The 19,133-nt window shown below is 72.6% G+C and carries 19 protein-coding genes; 11 read left to right on the top strand and 8 right to left on the bottom strand.

Annotation, left to right across the window (positions count from 1 at the left end; translation table 11 throughout):
* Positions 1–22: 22 nt before the first annotated feature.
* Complete coding sequence (locus ABTY04_RS03810) at positions 23–2,065, bottom strand: DEAD/DEAH box helicase (protein WP_352211687.1); 2,043 nt, start codon at positions 2,063–2,065, stop codon at positions 23–25.
* 452 nt (positions 2,066–2,517) lie between these two features.
* Between ABTY04_RS03810 and ABTY04_RS03815 the strand changes: the two genes are divergently transcribed.
* The gene (locus ABTY04_RS03815) at positions 2,518–3,279 is read left to right on the top strand and encodes a ferritin-like fold-containing protein (protein WP_352211688.1); all 762 of its coding nucleotides are present in this window, start codon (positions 2,518–2,520) and stop codon (positions 3,277–3,279) included.
* 75 nt (positions 3,280–3,354) lie between these two features.
* Here ABTY04_RS03815 and ABTY04_RS03820 read toward each other — a convergent pair whose 3' ends face one another.
* The 4 genes from ABTY04_RS03820 to ABTY04_RS03835 form a co-directional block, all read right to left on the bottom strand.
* Entirely contained in the window at positions 3,355–3,657 is a 303-nt protein-coding gene (locus ABTY04_RS03820; RefSeq protein WP_352211689.1) for a hypothetical protein, read from the bottom strand.
* A 130-nt stretch (positions 3,658–3,787) separates the two neighbouring features.
* On the bottom strand, positions 3,788–4,015 hold the full coding sequence (locus ABTY04_RS03825) for a DUF3107 domain-containing protein (RefSeq protein ID WP_352211690.1): 228 nt from the start codon (positions 4,013–4,015) through the stop codon (positions 3,788–3,790).
* Between the two features lie 153 nt (positions 4,016–4,168).
* Positions 4,169–4,825, bottom strand: coding sequence for a TetR/AcrR family transcriptional regulator (locus ABTY04_RS03830; protein ID WP_352211691.1), 657 nt, complete (start codon positions 4,823–4,825; stop codon positions 4,169–4,171).
* A 203-nt stretch (positions 4,826–5,028) separates the two neighbouring features.
* On the bottom strand, positions 5,029–5,244 hold the full coding sequence (locus ABTY04_RS03835) for an Rv3202a family protein (protein WP_352211692.1): 216 nt from the start codon (positions 5,242–5,244) through the stop codon (positions 5,029–5,031).
* A 148-nt stretch (positions 5,245–5,392) separates the two neighbouring features.
* Here ABTY04_RS03835 and ABTY04_RS03840 point away from each other — a divergent pair, with 148 nt between their 5' ends.
* The 10 genes from ABTY04_RS03840 to moeZ all read left to right on the top strand — a co-directional run bounded on the left by ABTY04_RS03840 (position 5,393) and on the right by moeZ (position 16,558).
* Positions 5,393–6,373: an alpha/beta fold hydrolase gene (locus ABTY04_RS03840; RefSeq protein ID WP_352211693.1), complete on the top strand. Its 981-nt coding sequence runs from the start codon at positions 5,393–5,395 to the stop codon at positions 6,371–6,373.
* Between the two features lie 5 nt (positions 6,374–6,378).
* Complete coding sequence (locus tag ABTY04_RS03845; protein ID WP_352211694.1) at positions 6,379–7,794, top strand: DUF3152 domain-containing protein; 1,416 nt, start codon at positions 6,379–6,381, stop codon at positions 7,792–7,794.
* Between the two features lie 71 nt (positions 7,795–7,865).
* A complete protein-coding gene (locus ABTY04_RS03850) occupies positions 7,866–7,958 on the top strand; it encodes an Ms4533A family Cys-rich leader peptide (protein ID WP_352211695.1) in 93 nt (30 codons plus the stop codon).
* Positions 7,959–8,003: 45 nt separating this feature from the next.
* The gene (locus ABTY04_RS03855; RefSeq protein WP_352211696.1) at positions 8,004–8,789 is read left to right on the top strand and encodes an ABC transporter permease; all 786 of its coding nucleotides are present in this window, start codon (positions 8,004–8,006) and stop codon (positions 8,787–8,789) included.
* The gene (locus tag ABTY04_RS03860; RefSeq protein ID WP_352211697.1) at positions 8,786–10,426 is read left to right on the top strand and encodes a dipeptide ABC transporter ATP-binding protein; all 1,641 of its coding nucleotides are present in this window, start codon (positions 8,786–8,788) and stop codon (positions 10,424–10,426) included. Before ABTY04_RS03855 ends, ABTY04_RS03860 begins: the two co-directional genes overlap by 4 nt.
* Positions 10,427–10,710: 284 nt before the next feature.
* Positions 10,711–12,462, top strand: a complete 1,752-nt coding sequence (gene pelF / locus ABTY04_RS03865) for a GT4 family glycosyltransferase PelF (protein ID WP_352211698.1) — start codon at positions 10,711–10,713, stop codon at positions 12,460–12,462.
* Positions 12,459–13,373, top strand: coding sequence for a hypothetical protein (locus tag ABTY04_RS03870; protein ID WP_352211699.1), 915 nt, complete (start codon positions 12,459–12,461; stop codon positions 13,371–13,373). Before pelF ends, ABTY04_RS03870 begins: the two co-directional genes overlap by 4 nt.
* 156 nt (positions 13,374–13,529) lie before the next feature.
* The gene (locus ABTY04_RS03875; protein ID WP_352211700.1) at positions 13,530–14,564 is read left to right on the top strand and encodes an SDR family oxidoreductase; all 1,035 of its coding nucleotides are present in this window, start codon (positions 13,530–13,532) and stop codon (positions 14,562–14,564) included.
* Positions 14,552–15,301, top strand: a complete 750-nt coding sequence (locus ABTY04_RS03880) for a spherulation-specific family 4 protein (protein WP_352211701.1) — start codon at positions 14,552–14,554, stop codon at positions 15,299–15,301. The genes ABTY04_RS03875 and ABTY04_RS03880 overlap by 13 nt, the downstream gene beginning before the upstream one ends.
* A gap of 78 nt (positions 15,302–15,379) precedes the next feature.
* The gene (gene moeZ / locus ABTY04_RS03885) at positions 15,380–16,558 is read left to right on the top strand and encodes an adenylyltransferase/sulfurtransferase MoeZ (protein WP_352211702.1); all 1,179 of its coding nucleotides are present in this window, start codon (positions 15,380–15,382) and stop codon (positions 16,556–16,558) included.
* An 88-nt stretch (positions 16,559–16,646) separates the two neighbouring features.
* Here moeZ and ABTY04_RS03890 read toward each other — a convergent pair whose 3' ends face one another.
* From ABTY04_RS03890 to ABTY04_RS03900, 3 genes are all read right to left on the bottom strand, one after another.
* Complete coding sequence (locus ABTY04_RS03890; protein WP_352211703.1) at positions 16,647–18,236, bottom strand: alpha/beta hydrolase; 1,590 nt, start codon at positions 18,234–18,236, stop codon at positions 16,647–16,649.
* 236 nt (positions 18,237–18,472) lie between these two features.
* On the bottom strand, positions 18,473–18,805 hold the full coding sequence (locus ABTY04_RS03895; protein ID WP_352211704.1) for a hypothetical protein: 333 nt from the start codon (positions 18,803–18,805) through the stop codon (positions 18,473–18,475).
* Positions 18,802–19,023, bottom strand: a complete 222-nt coding sequence (locus ABTY04_RS03900; protein WP_352211885.1) for a hypothetical protein — start codon at positions 19,021–19,023, stop codon at positions 18,802–18,804. The genes ABTY04_RS03895 and ABTY04_RS03900 overlap by 4 nt, the downstream gene beginning before the upstream one ends.
* Between the last annotated feature and the right edge of the window lie 110 nt (positions 19,024–19,133).

Below are 19,133 nucleotides of genomic sequence, written 5' to 3' on the forward strand. Positions count from 1 at the left end.
CCACCGGACGGCGGAACGGGGATCAGGCCTCGGGGGTCTCCGCGACGGCCTTGCGGGTCCGCGTGCGCTTCGGCTTCGCCGGAACCTCCTCGGCGGCCGGCACGTCCGTCGCGGCCGGAGCCTCGACGACGGCAGCGGCGGCCTTGCGGGTCCGCGTGCGCTTCGGCTTCGCCGGGGCCTCCTCGGCCACCGCGGCGGCCTCGGCGACCGGAGCGGCCTCCGCGGCCTTGCGGGTCCGGGTGGTGGTGCGGCGGGCCTTGACCGGCTCCACGGGCGGGGCGATCTGGAAGTCCGGCTCCGGGGCCGCGTCGGCGACCTTGCGGGTCCGGGTCCGGCGTGCCTTGACCGGGGCCGCCTCGGCCGGGTCCTCGGCGATCGGGGTCACCTGGGCGAGGACGGGCTTCTGGGTCGGGACCCGGCGGGCCCTGACCGGCTCGGCCTTGACCGGTTCGGCCGGCGGAGCCTGCCGGAAGTCCGGCTCCACCACGACCGGAGCCTCGGCGACCTTGCGGGTCCGGGTCCGGCGGGCCTTGACCGGGGCCTCCTCGGCCGGCGCGGCCGGAGCCTCGACGACCGGCGCGGCCTCGGCGACCGGAGCCACGGCGGCCACGGCGGCCACGGCGGCAGCGGTGGTCACGGAACGCGTCCGGCGGCGCCGCGGCTTGCGCGGCTCGTCGGCGGCCTGCGCCTCGGGAGCCTCCGCCACGGGGGCGAGGGCAGCCGCCTCGGCGACCTCGGCACCGCCGCGCGTACGGCGGCGCTGGCGCGGGGTGCGCGTGCGGGCCGGACGCTCCTCGACCACCGCAGCAGCAGCGGCCGGGCCGCGGCCGCCACGGCCACCGCGGCCGCCGGTCTCGCCCAGGTCTTCCAGCTCCTCGGCCTTCAGGCCGGCCCGCACGCGCTCGGCGCGCGGCAGGATGCCCTTGGTACCGGCCGGGATGTGCAGCTCCTCGAACAGGTGCGCAGACGTGGAGTACGTCTCGACCGGGTCGTGGAAGTCAAGCTCCAGCGCCTTGTTGATCAGCTGCCAGCGCGGGATGTCGTCCCAGTCGACCAGGGTGACGGCGGTGCCCTTGTTGCCCGCGCGGCCGGTGCGGCCCACGCGGTGCAGGAAGGTCTTCTCGTCCTCCGGCGTCTGGTAGTTGATGACGTGGGTGACACCCTCGACATCGATGCCGCGCGCGGCGACGTCGGTGCACACCAGCACGTCGACCTTGCCGTTGCGGAACGCGCGCAGCGCCTGCTCGCGCGCACCCTGGCCCAGGTCGCCGTGGACGGCGCCGGACGCGAAGCCGCGCTTCTCCAGCTGCTCGGCGATGTCGGCCGCCGTGCGCTTCGTACGGCAGAAGATCATGGCCAGCCCGCGGCCCTCGGCCTGCAGGATGCGGGAGACGAGCTCCGGCTTGTCCATGTTGTGCGCACGGAAGACGTGCTGCTTGATGTTGGCGACGGTCACGCCCTCGCCCTCGGGCGAGGTGGCGCGGATGTGCGTCGGCTGCGTCATGTACCGGCGGGCCAGGCCGATGACCGCGCCCGGCATGGTCGCCGAGAACAGCATCGTCTGGCGCTTGGCCGGCAGGTAGTTGATGATCTTCTCGACATCGGGGAGGAAGCCCAGGTCGAGCATCTCGTCGGCCTCGTCCAGGACGAGGGCCTTGACGTGCGACAGGTCGAGCTTGCGCTGGCCGGCCAGGTCGAGCAGGCGGCCCGGGGTGCCGACGATCACGTCGACGCCCTTCTTGAGCGCCTCGACCTGGGGCTCGTACGCGCGGCCGCCGTATATGGCGAGGACGCGGACGTTGCGGACCTTGCCCGCGGTGAGCAGGTCGTTGGTGACCTGGGTGCACAGTTCGCGCGTCGGGACGACGACGAGGGCCTGCGGGGAGTCGGTGAGCTGCCCGGGCGTCGCCCGGCCGGCCTCGACGTCCGCGGGGACGACGACCCGCTCCAGCAGAGGAAGGCCGAAACCGAGCGTCTTGCCGGTTCCGGTCTTCGCCTGGCCGATGACGTCCGTGCCGGAAAGGGCGACGGGGAGGGTCATCTCCTGGATCGGGAAGGGGGTCACGATGCCGACGGCCTCAAGGGCTTCGGCCGTCTCGGGAAAGATCCCGAGGTCTCGGAACGTAGTCAGGGTGCTGCCTCTTCTGTGAGACGCGGCGCGAGGCGGCGAGGGGGGTCGTACCGTGCCTGGCTTGCAGTACTTCCACGTACGTACGAAGCTGCGCGGGACCACTAGCCTTCGCTCAAGCGCTCGTGCCGCTGAGGGGGCCCCTCGTGGAGAGGCGGTACGCATGAACGTACGCATCACGCCGAGGGCGGTCGGGTGGAGCCGATCGGGCCACCGACCGGGCATCCTCATTCGGATGGCCCGCCGAGTTTCCGGCAGGCGCATTACCACTGTACCCCGGAATCGCGCAGGTGTGTCGGGTGAATTCACCTGGTAGTCGCGTTTAGGGGGGTCGACAGTGACCGGATGCGGTGCCTTGAGCGGCGTTCCGGCGGGCTATTGTGCGGAGCATGTCGACCGTTGAAAACGCATCGCCTTCCGACGACGGGGCCGCCTCCGCCGAGGAGACCGGGATCGCCGCCCAGGACTGGGCGACCGCCTCCGCCTCGCCGCAGTACCGGGCCGCCGTCGTGGACCTGCTGGGCGCACTCGCGTACGGAGAGCTCGCGGCCTTCGAGCGCCTCGCGGAGGACGCCAAGCTCGCCCCCACCCTCGACGACAAGGCCGAGCTCGCGAAGATGGCCTCCGCGGAGTTCCACCACTTCGAGCGGCTGCGCGACCGGCTGGCGGCCATCGACGCCGAGCCCACCGCCGCCATGGAGCCCTTCGCCAAGGGCGTCGACGACTTCCACCGCCAGACCGCGCCGTCGGACTGGCTGGAGGGCCTGGTCAAGGCCTACGTCGGCGACTCGATCGCCAGCGACTTCTACCGCGAGGTCGCCAGCCACCTCGACACCGACACGCGCGCCCTCGTGGTGAGCGTGCTGGACGACACCGGCCACGGCGGCTTCGCCGTCGAGAAGGTGCGCGCCGCCATCGAGGCCGACCCGCGCTGCGGCGGCCGGCTCGCACTGTGGGCCCGCCGGCTGATGGGTGAGGCGCTCTCCCAGGCGCAGCGCGTGGTCGCCGAGCGCGACGCGCTCTCCACCATGCTGGTCGGCGGCGTCGACGGGATGGCGGCCGGATTCGACCTGGCCGCCGTCGGCGAGATGTTCACCCGGATCACGAAGGCGCACACGAAGCGGATGGCCGCACTGGGCCTCGCCGCCTGATCGTTCCACCTGCTCGTACGCCGGCCCCGGCGCGGAATTCCGCGCCGGGGCCGGTGTACGCGGGTCCGATGGCGGTCAGCCCCGCGGCGCAAGCGACATCGGAGCCCGGTGGGATGATCGGCGCGGCCCCGCGCCGGGGCGCAGCAGCAGCGACAGGACCACCGCGGACACCAGCACCGAGCCGACCAGGGTCGCGGTCAGCGTGTTGTGTCCCGGGCCGAGCGCGAACTGGGTCAGATAGGCCCCGAACAGCGCTCCCAGCGTCCCGCTGACCAGTACCACCCACGGGGACGGCAGCCGCTGCGCGAGCACTCGAACGGCCACTCCGGCAAGGGCGAGGCCCAGGAGGGCGGAGCCGAGCACTTCCATCAGCAGCATGTGGGCCTCCCGCAGGTCAGGGGCAAACCGGTTCACTGCGGTCCTACCCGAAGCGGAAGAAAGGGAAACGGCCCGGTGGAATCAACCACCGGGCCGTTCCAACCCGTTCTCGCCCGCCGGGCGCGATGCGTCAGAGCGCGCCGAAACCGACCTTGCGCGCGCTCGGCTCGCCCAGGTCGACGTACGACAGGCGGTCGGCCGGCACCAGGACCTTGCGGCCCTTGTTGTCGGTGAGGCTCAGCAGCGGCTCCGAACCGGTCAGCGCGGCGGTGACGATGCGCTCCAGCTCCTCGGCGCTCAAGTCGCTCTCCAGCACGATCTCCCGGGGTGCGTGCTGCACGCCGATCTTGACCTCCACGGCTTTGTCCCTCCGATGGTCGGTTGTGCGCGATCAGCCGCGCCGTACCCGGTCCACATTAGCCCGGAGAGGGGACGCGGATGCGGCGCTCCGGACACGCTCGCAGCGAACAGCCGCCGGTCAGACCCCGTCGGGCCCGGCGGCGGCCCGGGGTCACCCCTGGGCCGGCTGCCCGCCCTCCGTGCCGTGCAGCGGGAAGCCGGCGATACCGCGCCAGGCCAGCGAGGTCAGCAGCCCCACCGCCGTGTCGCGGGCGACCGGGCTCTCGCTGGAGAGCCAGTACCGGGCCACGACCTGCGAGACCCCGCCCAGGCCCACGGCGAGCAGCATCGACTCGTCCTTGGACAGGCCGGTGTCCTCGGCGATCACGTCGGAGATGGCCTCCGCGCACTGCAGCGAGACGCGGTCGACGCGCTCGCGCACCGCCGGCTCGTTGGTCAGGTCGGACTCGAAGACGAGCCGGAACGCGCCGCCCTCGTCCTCCACGTACGCGAAGTAGGCGTCCATGGTGGCGGCGACGCGCAGCTTGTTGTCCGTCGTCGACGCGAGGGCCGTGCGCACGGCGAGGAGCAGCGCCTCGCAGTGCTGGTCCAGCAGCGCCAGGTAGAGGTCGAGCTTGCCCGGGAAGTGCTGGTACAGCACCGGCTTGCTCACTCCGGCACGCTCGGCGATGTCGTCCATTGCCGCCGCGTGGTATCCCTGCGCGACGAAGACCTCCTGGGCCGCACCCAGGAGCTGGTTGCGTCGGGCTCGGCGCGGCAGTCGCGTGCCCCGGGGACGCGCTGCCTCGGTCTGCTCGATGGCTGTCACGCCGCCTCCCACTTTCTCTATGAACACAGTGCGCTCTGCGCCGCGCCCGCCATCGTACTTTTCGGTAACCGAATCTGTAGGGTCGAAGCCGAGTTTTCTCGCTGTACGGACCGCCCGGAGGCGCTGGTCAGCGGTGCTCGGCAGACGTACCGGGCGGTAGCCGGAGCTGGGGGGACCTCCCGGGCCGCCGGGCCCAGGGGGAGTCAGCGGTAGTCGTCCTCGTCCAGGGTCACCACCCGCGCCTGCTCGACGGCGTCGCCGTCCGCGGCCTCGTCGCGGTCCACCCCGGTGACCCTGTCGTCGTCGTCGGGCTGCAACTCGGCCAGCTGTTCCGCCGCATCGGCCTCGGGCGCCTCGGCGTCGAGGTTTTCCCGGAAGCTGTTCCGGAAGGTATCCGGCTCTGCGGGGTCGACGGTCATGTGGCTCCCCTTCTTCCCTCACCCCTCGTCTGGGCCTGCCCTACCTATGAGCCTAGGAGGATCGCGGATACCCCGCTACGCGGATCCCCATGCATCTGTGATGCCGAACACAAGAGTCCGGACGTGATCGTCTCGTAACATTGGCCGCATGTCTTCGACCGAGCTGCCGGGTGTGCGATCCGCATCCGAGCCGTCCTCCCAGGTGGGAGCCGTCCACGTCGCCGAGGGGGAGCAGCTGCGCACCGCGGTTCTGCCCGGACTGGAGCTCGCCGTCCGGTCCCGGCCCCCGCTGCGTACGGGTCTGCCCCCCGCGCTGTTCGTGCACGGACTCGGCGGTTCGTCGACGAACTGGTCGGACCTCATGGTGCAGCTGGAGGACTGCGTCGACGGCGAGGCCGTCGACCTGCCCGGCTTCGGCTGGTCCCCGCCGCCCGCCGACCGGAACTATTCGGTCACGGCGCTGGCCCGCGCGGTCATCCGGCACCTCGACGCCGCCGGCCGCGGCCCCGTGCACCTGTTCGGGAACTCCCTCGGCGGCGCCGTCTCCACCCGCGTCGCGGCCGTCCGCCCCGACCTGGTGCACACGCTCACGCTGATCTCGCCCGCGCTGCCCGAGCTGCGCGTGCAGAAATCGGCCGTTCCGACCGCCCTGCTCGCCGTACCCGGGATGGCCCCGCTGTTCGGCCGGCTGACCCGGGGCCTGACCGCCGAGGAACGCACCCGCGGGGTGACGGCCCTCTGTTACGGAGACCCCTCCCGGGTGACACCTGAGGGCTTCGGGCACGCCGTCGCGGAGATGGAGCGGCGGATGGCCCTGCCGTACTTCTGGGAGGCGATGACCCGCTCCTCGCGCGGCATCGTCGACGCGTACACCCTCGGTGGCCAGCACGGACTGTGGCGCCAGGCGCAGCGGGTGCTCGCCCCGACCCTGCTGGTCTACGGAGGCCGGGACCAGCTGGTCTCGTACCGGATGGCACGAAAGGCGGCGGCGGCCTTCCGCGGGTCGCGGCTGCTGAGCCTGCCCGAGGCCGGGCACGTGGCGATGATGGAGTACCCCGAGGCGGTGGCGAACGCCTTCCGGGAGCTGTTGCACGACACCGACCGAGATACCGAAGACGGCAGAGGCTGAGGACCGTGGGACGACATAGTCGCAAGGGGCCCGCTCCGGCCCCCGCCCCTGCCCGCCCGGCGCCCGCGGCGGAGCCCGCAGCGCCCTTCCCGTACGAGGAGCAGCTTCCGTACGGTGGGCGACCGCCGTACGAGGAGCAGCTGCCGTACGCGGAACACCGCCCGTACGCGGAACACCGCCCGTACGGGGAGCACGTCCCGTACGAGGAGCACCAGCCGTACGCGGAGCACCGGCCGTACGAGGAGCACCGGCCGTACGAGGAGCCGCGCAGCGGCCACCCCGAGCAGCGCGAGCCCGGCGGCGCCTGGGGCGCGGGGCCCGACGCGGTGTACGGGGACTGGCACGGCGTCCCGCGGGCCCGCCGGTCGGCCTCCGCCGTGCCGGACACCGGCACCCCGGCCTTCGGCACCCCCGCCGTCGGCTTCCCGCAGGTGACCCTCCCGCAGCCCGCCCCCGACCCGTTCACCTCCACCGGCGCGCAGCCCCGGGTGCCCGGGCCCCGTGCGCCGGTGGCCGCGGCCGCTGCGGCCCCGCCCGCCGCTCCCGCTGCACCCGTCACGCCCGCCGCCCCGGCCGAGGAGGAGCCGGGCTCAGGGCGCGGACGGAAGGTCCGTGCGTACACGGGGATGGCCGCCGCGGCCGTCACCACCGTGCTCGCCGTCGTCGTGGCCGTGCAGATGGCCTCGGACGGGGACAGCGGATCCTCGCCCACCGCGCGGGCCGCCGGCGACACCGGCAAGCGCGCCGAGCCCGGGCAGTCCGCGGCCTCCCGCTCCGACGGCCGGGCGACCCCGCAGGCGCCCGCACCCGCGCAGGAGCTGTCGTACGAGCAGAAGATGACCCAGCAGTTCCCCATCGACGAGAAGCTGAAGGGGCCCGGGACCTTCGACACCGTGCCCGGGGTGGCGCCTGCGCCCGGCAAGGGCAAGGTGGTCCGCTACCGGGTCGACGTCGAGCAGGGGCTCGGCCTGGACGCGCAGCTGTTCGCCGAGGCCGTCCACCGCACCCTCAACGACGACCGCAGCTGGGGCCACGGCGGGACGAAGAGCTTCGAGCGGGTGCCGGGCGGCGAGGCCGACTTCGTCATCACGCTGGCCAGCCCCGGCACCACCGGCGTGTGGTGCGCGAAGTCCGATCTGGACACCACCGTCGACAACGTCAGCTGTGATTCCGCCTCCACCGAACGCGTCATGATCAATGCGTTCCGCTGGGCGCAGGGCTCGTCGACGTACGGCGCGGACCAGATGTTCGCGTACCGGCAGATGCTCATCAACCACGAGGTCGGCCACCGGCTCGGGCACGGGCACGTGAACTGCCAGACCCCGGGCTCGCTCGCGCCGATCATGCAGCAGCAGACGAAGTCCCTCGACATCGGCGGAATCCAGTGCAAGCCCAACCCCTGGGTTTTCCCCGGGAATTGACGGCCGGGCAGGTGGTGGACGGCGGGTTCTCGCGTTGACAACCCGTCCGGTGATCGGCAATTGTTCTCCGCATGTCGCACCGCCACACCACCGCCGCGAGCGCCGCCATCCAGCTGCTGCTGGGTGTGACCGCACACAGCGTGGCCGACGTCTTCTGTCGCTGACGCCTGCCCGTCCGCGCGACCTTCCCTTTCTTCCGCCGCGCCCGGGTGGGCCTGTTCGCCGACCGGGACTACTCCGGCGGCGCCGGGCTGGTGCTGCACTGCGACGCGCCCTGCCTGGGGTTCTCGTACCAGAACGACCGGCAGGTCACCGAGCTGCTGCTGGACCGGCTGCCCGCCACCCTGTCGCTCGCGCTCGGCGCCCTCGTGATCTGGCTCGTCGTCGGCGTCGGCACCGGACTGCTGTCCGCGCTGCGCCGCGGCGGGCTGACGGAACGGGTCCTGACCGTGCTGACCCTGGCCGGGACCGGGACGCCCGTGTTCATCCTCGGGCTGCTGCTCCTGATGGCGGTCTGCGCGTACCTGCAGTGGCTGCCGTTCCCCACGTACGTGCCGCTGGGCGACGACCCCGAGCAGTGGGCCTGGAACATGCTGCTGCCCTGGATCACGCTCGGCGTCTTCGAGAGCGCCAAGTACGCCCGGCTCACCCGGAGTTCCACCCTGGAGACCCTCGCCGAGGACCACATCCGCACCTTCCGCGCCTACGGGGTGGGGGAGCGGGCGATCGTCACCCGGCACGCGGTGCGCGGTGCGGTGGCCCCCGTGATCGCTCTCAGCGCCGTGGACTTCGGCACCATGATCGGCGGCGCGGTGCTGACCGAGTCGCTGTTCGGGATACCCGGACTCGGCAAGACGCTGATCGACGGGGTGCGGGTCGTGGACCTGCCGGTGGTGGTCGGCGTCGTCCTGGCCATCGGCGCCGCCGTGGTCGCCGCGGGCGCCGTGGCCGACCTGCTGTACGCCCTCGCGGACCGGAGGGTGGCCCTGACATGAGCGAGCTGCTGGTGGAGGTCGGCGACCTCACGGTCGACTTCCCGGTCGACGGACCGCAGGAGTACGTACGGGCCGTCGACGGGGTCTCCTTCACCCTGGAACCCGGAGGCGCGCTGGGCATCGTCGGCGAGTCCGGAAGCGGCAAGTCCACCGTCGCCGCGGCCCTGCTGGGGCTGCACCGCGGGACCGGCGCACGGCTCGGCGGCTCGGTCCGGGTCGGCGGCACCGACCTCGCCGCGGCCTCGCCCGCGGAGCTGCGGGAAGTGCGCGGCGGCACCGCCGCCATGGTCTTCCAGGACCCGCTCACCTCCCTCGACCCGTACCAGGCCGTCGGCGGCCAGATCGCCGAGGTGTACCGGATCCACGCGGACGTCTCGCGGCGCGCCGCCCGGGCGCGCGCGGTCGAGGTGCTGGACCGGGTGGGCATCCCCGACGCGGTACGCCGCGCGCGGGCACGGCCGCACGAGTTCAGCGGAGGCATGCGCCAGCGGGCGCTGATCGCCATGGCGCTGGCCTGCGAACCGCGGCGGCTGATCGCCGACGAGCCGACCACCGCGCTCGACGTCACGGTGCAGGCCCAGATCCTGGACCTGCTGCACGGACTGCGCGAGGAGCGCGGACTCGGGCTGGTGCTGGTCACGCACGACGTCGGCGTGGCGGCGGAGAGCGTGGAGGAAGTGCTGGTCATGCGGGACGGCTCCGCCGTGGAACGCGGCCCGGTCGCCGGTGTCCTCGCGGCCCCGGCCGCCCCGTACACGCGGGCGCTCCTCTCGGCGGTGCCGCGCCTGGACACCGCGCGGGCGCCGCGCCCCGGACCCGCGGCCGACGCCGGCGGCGACGGCGCGGACGTGCCCGTGGTCGAGGCCTTTTCGCTGCGGCGGGAGTTCGGCCGGGGCAGGCGCAAGGTCGTCGCCGTCGGCGGGGTCTCGCTCGCCGTACGGGCGGGGGAGACGCTGGGGATCGTCGGGGAGAGCGGCAGCGGCAAGAGCACCCTCGGGCGGATGCTCGCCGGCCTGCTGGAACCCGGCTCCGGGCAGGTCCGCCACGACGGCCGGGAGACCGCCGGAGTGGCCCCGGGCGTCCAGATGGTGTTCCAGGACCCGGTGTCCTCGCTCAACCCGCGCCGCTCCGTCGGCGAGTCCGTCGCCGACCCGCTGCGCGCGGCGTGGGAGCGCGACGAGGCCGCGATCCGGGCCCGGGTCGGGGAACTCCTGGTCCGTGTCGGGCTGGAGGCCGGGCACTACGACCGCTACCCGCACGAGTTCAGCGGCGGCCAGCGCCAACGGGTCGGCATCGCCCGGGCCCTGGCGCCCCGGCCCCGGCTGATCATCTGCGACGAGCCCGTCTCCGCGCTCGACGTGACCACGCAGGGGCAGGTCACGGTCCTGCTGGCGGAGATCCAGCGGGAGCTCGGGATCGCTCTGGTCTTCATCGCGCACGACCTCGCCGTGGTCCGGCAGGTCAGCGACCGGGTCGCCGTGATGCGGGGCGGCCTGGTGGTCGAGGAGGGCCCGGTGGACGAGGTGTACGACCGCCCCCGGCACCCGTACACCCGGCAGCTGCTGGACGCCGTACCGGCGCTCGACCCGGAGCTCGCGGCGGAGCGCCGCGCCTCGCGGCAGGCGGTCCCGGTGTAAGAGGCACCGCCCCGGCGCGGGAGGCACGGGGGGCACGGGAGGCACGAGGGGCGGGCGGGGCGCCGGGGCCACGGGGGTCAGAGGGGGCCACGGGAGGTAGGAGGGCCGCAGGCCCTTTGTAGCGCGCTCGAACGCGGACCGTGGGGGAAAGTTACGACTCTTCACCCCTTCCGGTGGCACGACGGACAACCGTCCGTCGCGTCATCGGCATATCCGCTTGAGTTTCCCGCGGCGGGTCACCGGACCACGGCGACCGCCTGAACGGGAGACCGGGGGTGCCACTCGTGCGGATCGGACTGCTCACGGAAGGTGGTTATCCGTATGCGACGGGAGAGGCGAGGCTGTGGTGCGACCGGCTGGTCCGCGGGATGCCGCAGCACGAGTTCGAGCTCTACGCGCTGAGCCGCAGCGCCGAGCAGGAGGAGCGCGGCCGGGTCGTCCTGCCCGAGCACGTCACCCGCGTCTGGACCGCCCCGCTCTGGGCCCCGGCGGACGACGGGCGCACGTACTCCCGGCGTGAACGGCGCCGCTTCGCCGACCGCTTCAAGGAACTGGTCCGCGGGATCTGCGCGGGCGAGCCCGAGCCCTTCGCCGCCGGACTGTACGGACTGGCCGAACTCGCCCGGGACCAGGGCGGGATGTACGCGGCCCTGCGCTCCGAGACCGCGGTGCGGGCGGTGGAGTTCGCCTGCCGGGCCCCCGGAGCGCGCCGTTCCGTACAGCACGCCCAGGTGGCCGACCTGCTGGACTTCGTCGACGAACTGGAGCGGCTGCTGCGGCCGTTGTCCCTCGACTGGTACGAGGACCTGTGCGAGGTCGACGTCTGCCACGCGGCCGCGGGAGGTGTGGCCGCGCTCCCCGGCCTGCTGGCCAAACGCTTCTTCGGGGTTCCGCTGCTGGTCACCGAGTACGGGGTCCAGCTGCGGGCCCACTACCTGGAGCACTCGGCGGAGGCTTCCCCCGGGCCCGGCGGCCCGGCCGCCGGCCCCAGGCCCGCCGTACGGGCCCTGCTCGCGGCCTTCCACATGCGGCTGGCCGTCGAGATCTACGCCCGGGCCGACCTCCTCACCCCCGGCAACGCGCACGCCCGGCGCTGGCAGGAGCGCTGCGGCGCCACCCGCGACCGTGTGCGGACGGTGTACCCGGGGATGGAGGCGGACCGATTCGCCACCGTCGGCGAGGACCCGGACCGCGGCGACCCGGACACCCTGGTCTGGGTCGGCCGCATAGAGCCCGCCAAGGACCTGATCGCGCTGCTGCACGCCTTCGCCGAGGTGCGCAGGGCCGCACCGGACACCCGGCTGCGGATCTTCGCGACGGCCGTGGTCCCCGGCTATCTCGCCGACTGCCGTTCGCTCGCCGCGCAGCTCTTCCCCGACGAGGCCGCCGACGCGGTCACGGTGGGGGAGAACCCCGTCACCTTCGAGGAGATCGGCGGCCCCGAGGCCCCCTCCCCGGCCGATGCGTACGGCTCCGGGCGGGTGGCCGTGCTGTCCTCGGTGATCGAAGGCTTCCCGATCACGCTCGCCGAGGCGATGTTCTGCGGCCGGGCCACCGTGTCCACCGACGTCGGGGCCGTCTGCGAGGTCATCGGCGGCACCGGCCTCGTCGTCCCGCCGCGCAACCCGCGGGCGCTGGCCGACGCCTGCCTGTCGCTGCTGCGGGACCCCGAGCGCGCCCAGCGGCTCGGTGCGGCCGCCCGGGCGCGGGCCCTGGAGCTCTTCACCGTCGAGCAGAACGTGGCCGCCTTCCGGGAGATCTACCTCCGGCTGCTGGCCCGCGGCTCCGCCCGGCCCGACGGCGGGATCCCCTTCGAACAGCCCCCCGAGGCCCGGGTCCCGGGCCACTGGACGAGCCCCACCTGGGCGGCCCCGGCCCCGGCCGCGGAAACGACCGCGGACCGCTCCTCGGCGGTCCCGGTCACCGCCACCGCCACCGCCACCGTCCCGGCTCCCGGCACGGCCCCGACCACCACGACGACCACGACCACCACCACGACCGGGACTTCGGCCCCGACCACGGAGGCGACGGTATGACCCTGGACGAAGCCGCCCCCGTCGCCCCGGCCCCGCGCCGCAGGGCCGCCGGGGACCCGGTCAAGACATTGCTGCACCGCCACCGGGCGCTGTGCGAGCGGGCCGTGGACCCGCTGGAGATCGCCGCCGGGCTGGAGGCACAGGGCATCACCGACCGCACCGCCGCACGCTTCCGGCACCGGGACGTCTTCTCGCTCGCCGAGGAGCTGTACGCCCGCACCCCGCGCGGGGACGAACCGGCCGCGCCCCGCGCCGATGGCCCGTCCGACGCCAGGGCGTTACGCGGCTTCGGGTACGCCCTGCTCCCCGGGGCCCTCGCACTCGGAGCCGCTGCCTCCGGGATGCCGTACGCCGGTCCCGTCGCCGTGGCCGTCACCGTCGCCGCCCTGGTCTGGCCCGTCCGGCCGGGGCAGGCCGCCGCCCGGTTCCCGTACGCCACCGGCCGGTTCCCGTACACCGCGCTCCTGCTCGCCGCCGCCGCCGTCGGGTGGGCGGTGCACCGCCACGGCACCCCCCTCGGGGTCGGCCTCGCGCTGGCCGCGGCCCCCGGCCACCTCGTCGGCGCCGTGTTCGCCGCCCGCGCCCGGAGCCGGCTCGCCGGGAGCCGCGCCCTGGAGGACTTCGCCGACCGGGCCCGGCCGCTGCTGATCACCGCCGCCCTGGCCTTCACCGCGGCCGCCGCGGGGTCGGCCGCGATCGCCGGGACACCGCTCACCGTCGCCGTACCACTCGCCGTGCTGCTCTTCCTGGCCCGCCTGCTGCTCACGCACGGCGCTCCGCGCGGGTCCGTAGCCGTGGCCCTCGCCCTCGCGCTGGTCCCGGCCCCGCAGGCGGTGCCCGCCGCCGCCGCGGTGCTCCTCGTACACGCCGTCCTCGTGCTGTCCCGCGCGTCCGCGCACGCACGCCCCTGAGCCGGCCCCCGGCCCCGTCGTTTCCCGCCGCCGCTCTCCGGAGCCGTCCCCGGAGCGCCGCACACCCGAACCCGACCCCCCATATCCCCGACCCCCTGCCCATCGACCAAGGAGAAACAGGATGACCGGCCAGCCAACCAACCAAGGGGCCGCGCGATGAGGGTGCTGCTGATCGGAGCCAACGGATACCTCGGCCGCTACGTCGCGGACCGGCTGCTCGCCGATCCCGCCGTCCAGCTCACCGCGCTCGGCCGGGGCGACGACGCTGACGTCCGCTTCGACCTCGCCACCGGCAGCCCCGGCGCCCTCACCCGGTTCCTCGACGCCGTCCACCCGGGCGTCGTCATCAACTGCGCCGGCGCCACCCGCGGCGGGGCCCGCGAACTGACCCGGCACAACACCGTCGCCGTGGCCACCATCTGCGAATCACTGCGCCGCAGCGGCTGCGGGGCCCGCCTCGTCCAGCTCGGCTGCGCCGCCGAGTACGGGCCCAGCCAGCCCGGATCGTCCACGGCCGAGGACGCCGTGCCGAGACCGGGAGGGCCGTACGGCGTCAGCAAGCTCGCCGCCACCGAGCTGGTGCTCGGGTCGGGGCTCGACGCCGTCGTCCTGCGGATCTTCTCGCCCGTCGGGCCCGGCACCCCCGCCGGCTCCCCGCTCGGCCGGCTCGCCGAGGCCATGCGCCGCGCGATGCAGTCCGGGGACGGCGAGCTCAAGCTCAGCGGGCTCGGCGTCCAGCGCGACTTCGTGGACGTACGGGACGTGGCGCGGGCCGTGCACGCCGCCTCGCTCTCCGCCGCCCAGGGCGTCGTGAACATCGGCACCGGCCGCGCGGTCCGGCTGCGCGACGCGGCGGCGGTCCTGGCCCGGGTCGCCGGGTACGGAGGCGCCCTGCACGAGCTGGACGTACCGCAGCAGGGGCAGCACGGACCGGGGCACGGCCACGGACCCGGCCACGGTCACCAGGGCCGGGCGCAGGCGCTCGCCGCCATCGGCTCCCCGCGATCCGAGGCGACGGCCGAGCAGCTCGCCGCCACCGCCGCGGCGCCGGCGTACCCGTACCCCGACGGCTGCGGCGCCTGGCAGCAGGCCGATGTCCGCACGGCCCGGGACCGGCTCGGCTGGCGGCCCCGGATCAACCTGGAGGAGTCCCTCGCGGACATCTGGATGGAGGCCGCGTGCCGCATCTGACGACGGCGCCCACGGCGGCCGCCGCGACCGGGTCGGGCCGCCTCGGACTCGGTGTCCCCGGCTACGCCCACCCGCTGCTCGCCCCGGTCGAATGGGCCGAGCTGACCCGGCCCGGGACCCCGCTCCACTGGACCGTGCTCAATGTCACGGACGGGCCGGGCGCCCGGCCCGACCCGCACTGCACGGAGGCCGCGGCCAAGCTCCGGGAGGCCGGCGAGACCGTGCTCGGCCATCTCGCGATGCGAGACGGATCACGGTCGTTCGGCGAGCTGGTCTCCGACGCCCACCGCTTCCTCGACTGGTACCGCGTGGGCGGCTTCTACCTCGCCGAAGCCCCGGCGGACCGGTCCGAACTGGCCGCGGTGCGCCGGGTCGCCGACACCCTGCGGGGCCTCGGCGACGGCCTGCGCATCGTGCTGGGACACGGCACGCACCCGTACGAGGGCTACGTGGAGGCCGCCGACCAGCTGGTCACCTTTTCCGGGGCCTGGGCCGACTACCGCTGGTCGCAGGTGGCGGAGTGGACCGCCGACCATCCGCCCGAGCGCTTCTGCCATCTCGTCCACGGAGTACCGCGGACGCATCTGGAAGAGGCCGTCCGGATCGCCCGCTGGCAGGGCGCCGGCACGATCTGGTTCACCGACCGGGGAGGCGCGCAAGGGCGCGACCCATGGGCTTCAATGCCCGCGTACTGGGACGAAATCGTCTCGCGGATCGGGACGCGTGTCTCGGAATGAAGTGGGGCGTGGCAGTGTTACTGAACAGAACAACCCTTTGATGCTCCCCGCACCCGCGGGGATGACCCTGGAGTCCCCGTGTCGCTGCCACCCCTGGTTGAGCCGGCTGCCGAGCTCACCGTTGACGAGGTCCGTCGGTACTCCCGCCACCTGATCATCCCGGATGTGGGGATGGACGGGCAGAAGCGCCTGAAGAACGCCAAGGTGCTCGCGGTGGGTGCCGGCGGCCTCGGCTCGCCCGCCCTCATGTACCTGGCCGCGGCCGGCGTCGGCACGCTGGGCATCGTGGAGTTCGACGAGGTCGACGAGTCGAACCTCCAGCGCCAGATCATCCACAGCCAGTCGGACATCGGCCGCTCCAAGGCCGAGTCCGCCCGCGACAGCGTGCTGGGCATCAACCCGTACGTGAACGTGGTCCTTCACGAAGAGCGGCTCGAAGCCGAGAACGTGATGGAGATCTTCAGCCAGTACGACCTCATCGTCGACGGCACGGACAACTTCGCCACGCGCTACCTCGTCAACGACGCCTGCGTGCTGCTGAACAAGCCGTACGTCTGGGGCTCGATCTACCGCTTCGACGGCCAGGCCTCCGTCTTCTGGTCCGAGCACGGCCCCTGCTACCGCTGCCTCTACCCGGAGCCCCCGCCGCCGGGCATGGTCCCGAGCTGCGCCGAGGGCGGCGTGCTGGGCGTGCTCTGCGCGTCCATCGGGTCGATCCAGGTCACCGAGGCCATCAAGGTCCTCACCGGCGTCGGCGAGCCGCTGGTCGGCCGCCTGATGATCTACGACGCCCTGGAGATGCAGTACCGCCAGGTCAAGGTCCGCAAGGACCCCGACTGCGCCGTCTGCGGTCCGAACGCGACCGTCACCGAGCTCATCGACTACGAGGCCTTCTGCGGCGTCGTGTCGGAAGAGGCCCAGGAGGCGGCGCTCGGCTCCACGATCACTCCCAAGCAGCTCAAGGAGTGGATCGACAACGACGAGCCCATCGAGATCATCGACGTCCGTGAGGTCAACGAGTACGAGATCGTCTCGATCCCGGGCGCGAGGCTGATCCCCAAGGGCGAGTTCCTGATGGGCAGCGCCCTCCAGGACCTCCCGCAGGACAAGCGCATCGTCTTGCACTGCAAGACGGGTGTCCGTAGTGCGGAAGTCCTCGCGGTCCTGAAGTCCGCGGGCTTCGCGGACGCGGTCCACGTCGGCGGCGGCGTGATCGGCTGGGTCCACCAGATCGAGCCCGAGAAGCCGGTCTACTAGACACCCGGTCCACCGACACGTAGACACGCCTGGACACGCTCCGGAGGGGCCGTTCCGCATCCGTGCGGACGGCCCCTCCGGCGTGTGCTCACACGCCCTGCGGGGTCACCGGTGTCGCTGCGCCCGTGGGCTCCGCGGCCGGGGTGCAGACGGCGCCGGAGGCCGGCACCTTCCCGTCCAGCAGGTAGGAGTTCACCGCCTGCTGCACGCACTTGTCCCCGCTGTTGTACGCGCCGTGCCCCTCGCCCTTGTACGTGAGCTCCACGCCGACGCCGGGGCCGAGCCGATCGACCATGTGGCGGGCGCCCTCGTACGGGGTGGCCGGGTCGCCGGTGTTGCCGATCACCAGGATCGGGGAGGACCCGGGAGCGGACACGTCCGGGGTCCCCCAGGCGCCCGCGACCGGCCAGTCGGTGCAGCTCATCAGTGCCCACCCGAGGAAGTCCCCGAAGACGGGGGACGCGGCCCGGAAGGCGGGCAGCTTGGCCCTCGTCTGCTCCAGCGTGAACCGGTCCTTGAAGTCGGCGCAGTTGATCGCCGTGTTGGCTGCGAGGATGTTGCTGTAACGCCCCTGCTGGTCCCGGCCGTTGAGCGCGTCGGACAACGCCATCAGCAGCTGTCCCTGCCCGCCGGCGGCCTCGTCGAGCCCCTGCTCCAGCAGCGGCCAGAGCTCCTTCGAGTAGAGGGCCTGGGCGATCCCGTTGGTCGCGGCGGTCTCGGTGAGCATGCGGTCGCCGATGCCGGGGATGGGCTTGGCGTTCAGCTCCTTCTGGAGCTTGATGATGTTGTCCTCGATCTCCTTCGCGGTGCTGCCCTGGAGCCGGCACTCGTCGCCGCGGTCCACGCAGTCCTGGGCGAAGTTGCCGAGGGCCAGCTGGAACCCCTCCGCCTGGCCTAGGGAACCCTGCTCCGAATTCTTGGTCGGGTCGACGACTGCGTCGAACACGGCCCGGCCGACGTTCTTCGGGAAGAGGTGGGCGTAGACCCCGCCCAGCTCGGTGCCGTAGGAGATCCCGAAGTAGTTCAGCCTCTCGTCGCCGAGGGCCTGCCGGATCCGGTCGAGGTCGCGGGCGGCGTTCTCGGTGCCGACGTACGGCAGCACCTTCCCCGAATTCGCGGTGCAGGCCTTCCGGTACTCCTCGACGTTGTCGACGTAGGCCTTCTCCTCCTGCGGGGTCTCGGGCGTGGCGTCCTGGGCGTAGTAGGCGTCGAGCTGCTTGTCGTCCTCGCACTTCACGGGGGCGCTGGCGCCGACCCCGCGCGGGTCGAAGCTCACCAGGTCGTAGCGCGACCGGAGGGCCTCGTACTGCTTGGCGGCGCCGGGCAGCGTACTGATCCCGGACCCGCCGGGCCCGCCGAAGTTGAACACGAGCGACCCGAGCCGCTTGTCCTTGTCTCGCGCCCGGGCCCGGATCAGCGCCAGCGGAATGGTTTCTCCCTCGGGTTTGGCGTAGTCGAGGGGCACGTGGAGCGTGGCGCACTCCCAGTCCACGGGCGGCGCCTGGCCCCCGCCCTCGGCGGCATCGGGAGCCTCGCAGGCCCCCCACTTCAGCGGCGCGGCCCCCTTGGTCCCCCCGGCCTTCGGCGTCTTCTCACCACTGCCGGAACACCCGCCGGCCCCGGCGAGCCCGACGGCAACGACAACGGCAACGGCACCCCGCACCACGTTTCTGGCCATACCCCCATCCTGCGTGCCCATCAGACCCCCCGCCCCCGCGCTGACCCGTTCGGGTCGTCCGACCCCGTCGCCCCGGAAGAAACAAGTGATTGCGATGGTGCGGCCGGTCCGGGAACATAGCCATCCAGTGGGTTCTCCTCATATAGCGGCCATGAGGGCGGGCAGTGCGTCGAGTGGGCGACAGAGTATGCGGCAGTAAACGCCCGGCTCGCCGGTGACTTGCTGGAGGAGGCTTATTAATTTTCGGAGGAGTCGGTCGGGCCGTTCGGTCGGGAGGGGGTCTCGGCGTCCCAAAAAGGCTGACCGACTCTGATGCGGATCTGCTGATCTCGATCGACGTGATCCACGACTGTACCCTCGATTTTTTCGCCAACCTCTGGAAGTGATGTTTCCTCGCCGCTGGCTTCGTTCGGCGCGTACGAAGCTATATCCATGAAAACTTTGACGCCCGGCTCTTGTGCGATGGAAACGAATACCCCGAATGGAAATTTCGCCTGAATCTCCCCTTGGAGGCGAGTTCCGACAGGGTGCGCCAGTTTTGTTTCATCCCAGCTTTGATCGTCCTTCATTTGCGCCAGTCCTTCCTGTATCTGTTGAGTTCCTCCACGACGGTGTTGGGGATTTCGAGTTCCGTAAGCGGGCCACCTTCGTAAGCGCGTTCGTATTGTGCGAATTTTTCCAGATATTCCTGCGTCGGGATTCTTATCTCAATTATCCCATCGCCGTAGTGCTTGGCGTATATTTTTGCCAGTTCTTCCTCCTTGGCGAAATAGGCGAGGCCGTTCATGTAACGGTCGTGTGGTCCGCCAGGGAAATGTTCTTCCAGGAAGCCCGCTGCATCATAGATTTTCCCCTGGCCTTTCTGGGGTGCTTTGTAGATCGGGGTTACGTCATCGA

The sequence above is a fragment of the Streptomyces sp. NPDC097981 genome (assembly GCF_040302565.1).
Lineage (GTDB): Bacteria > Actinomycetota > Actinomycetes > Streptomycetales > Streptomycetaceae > Streptomyces.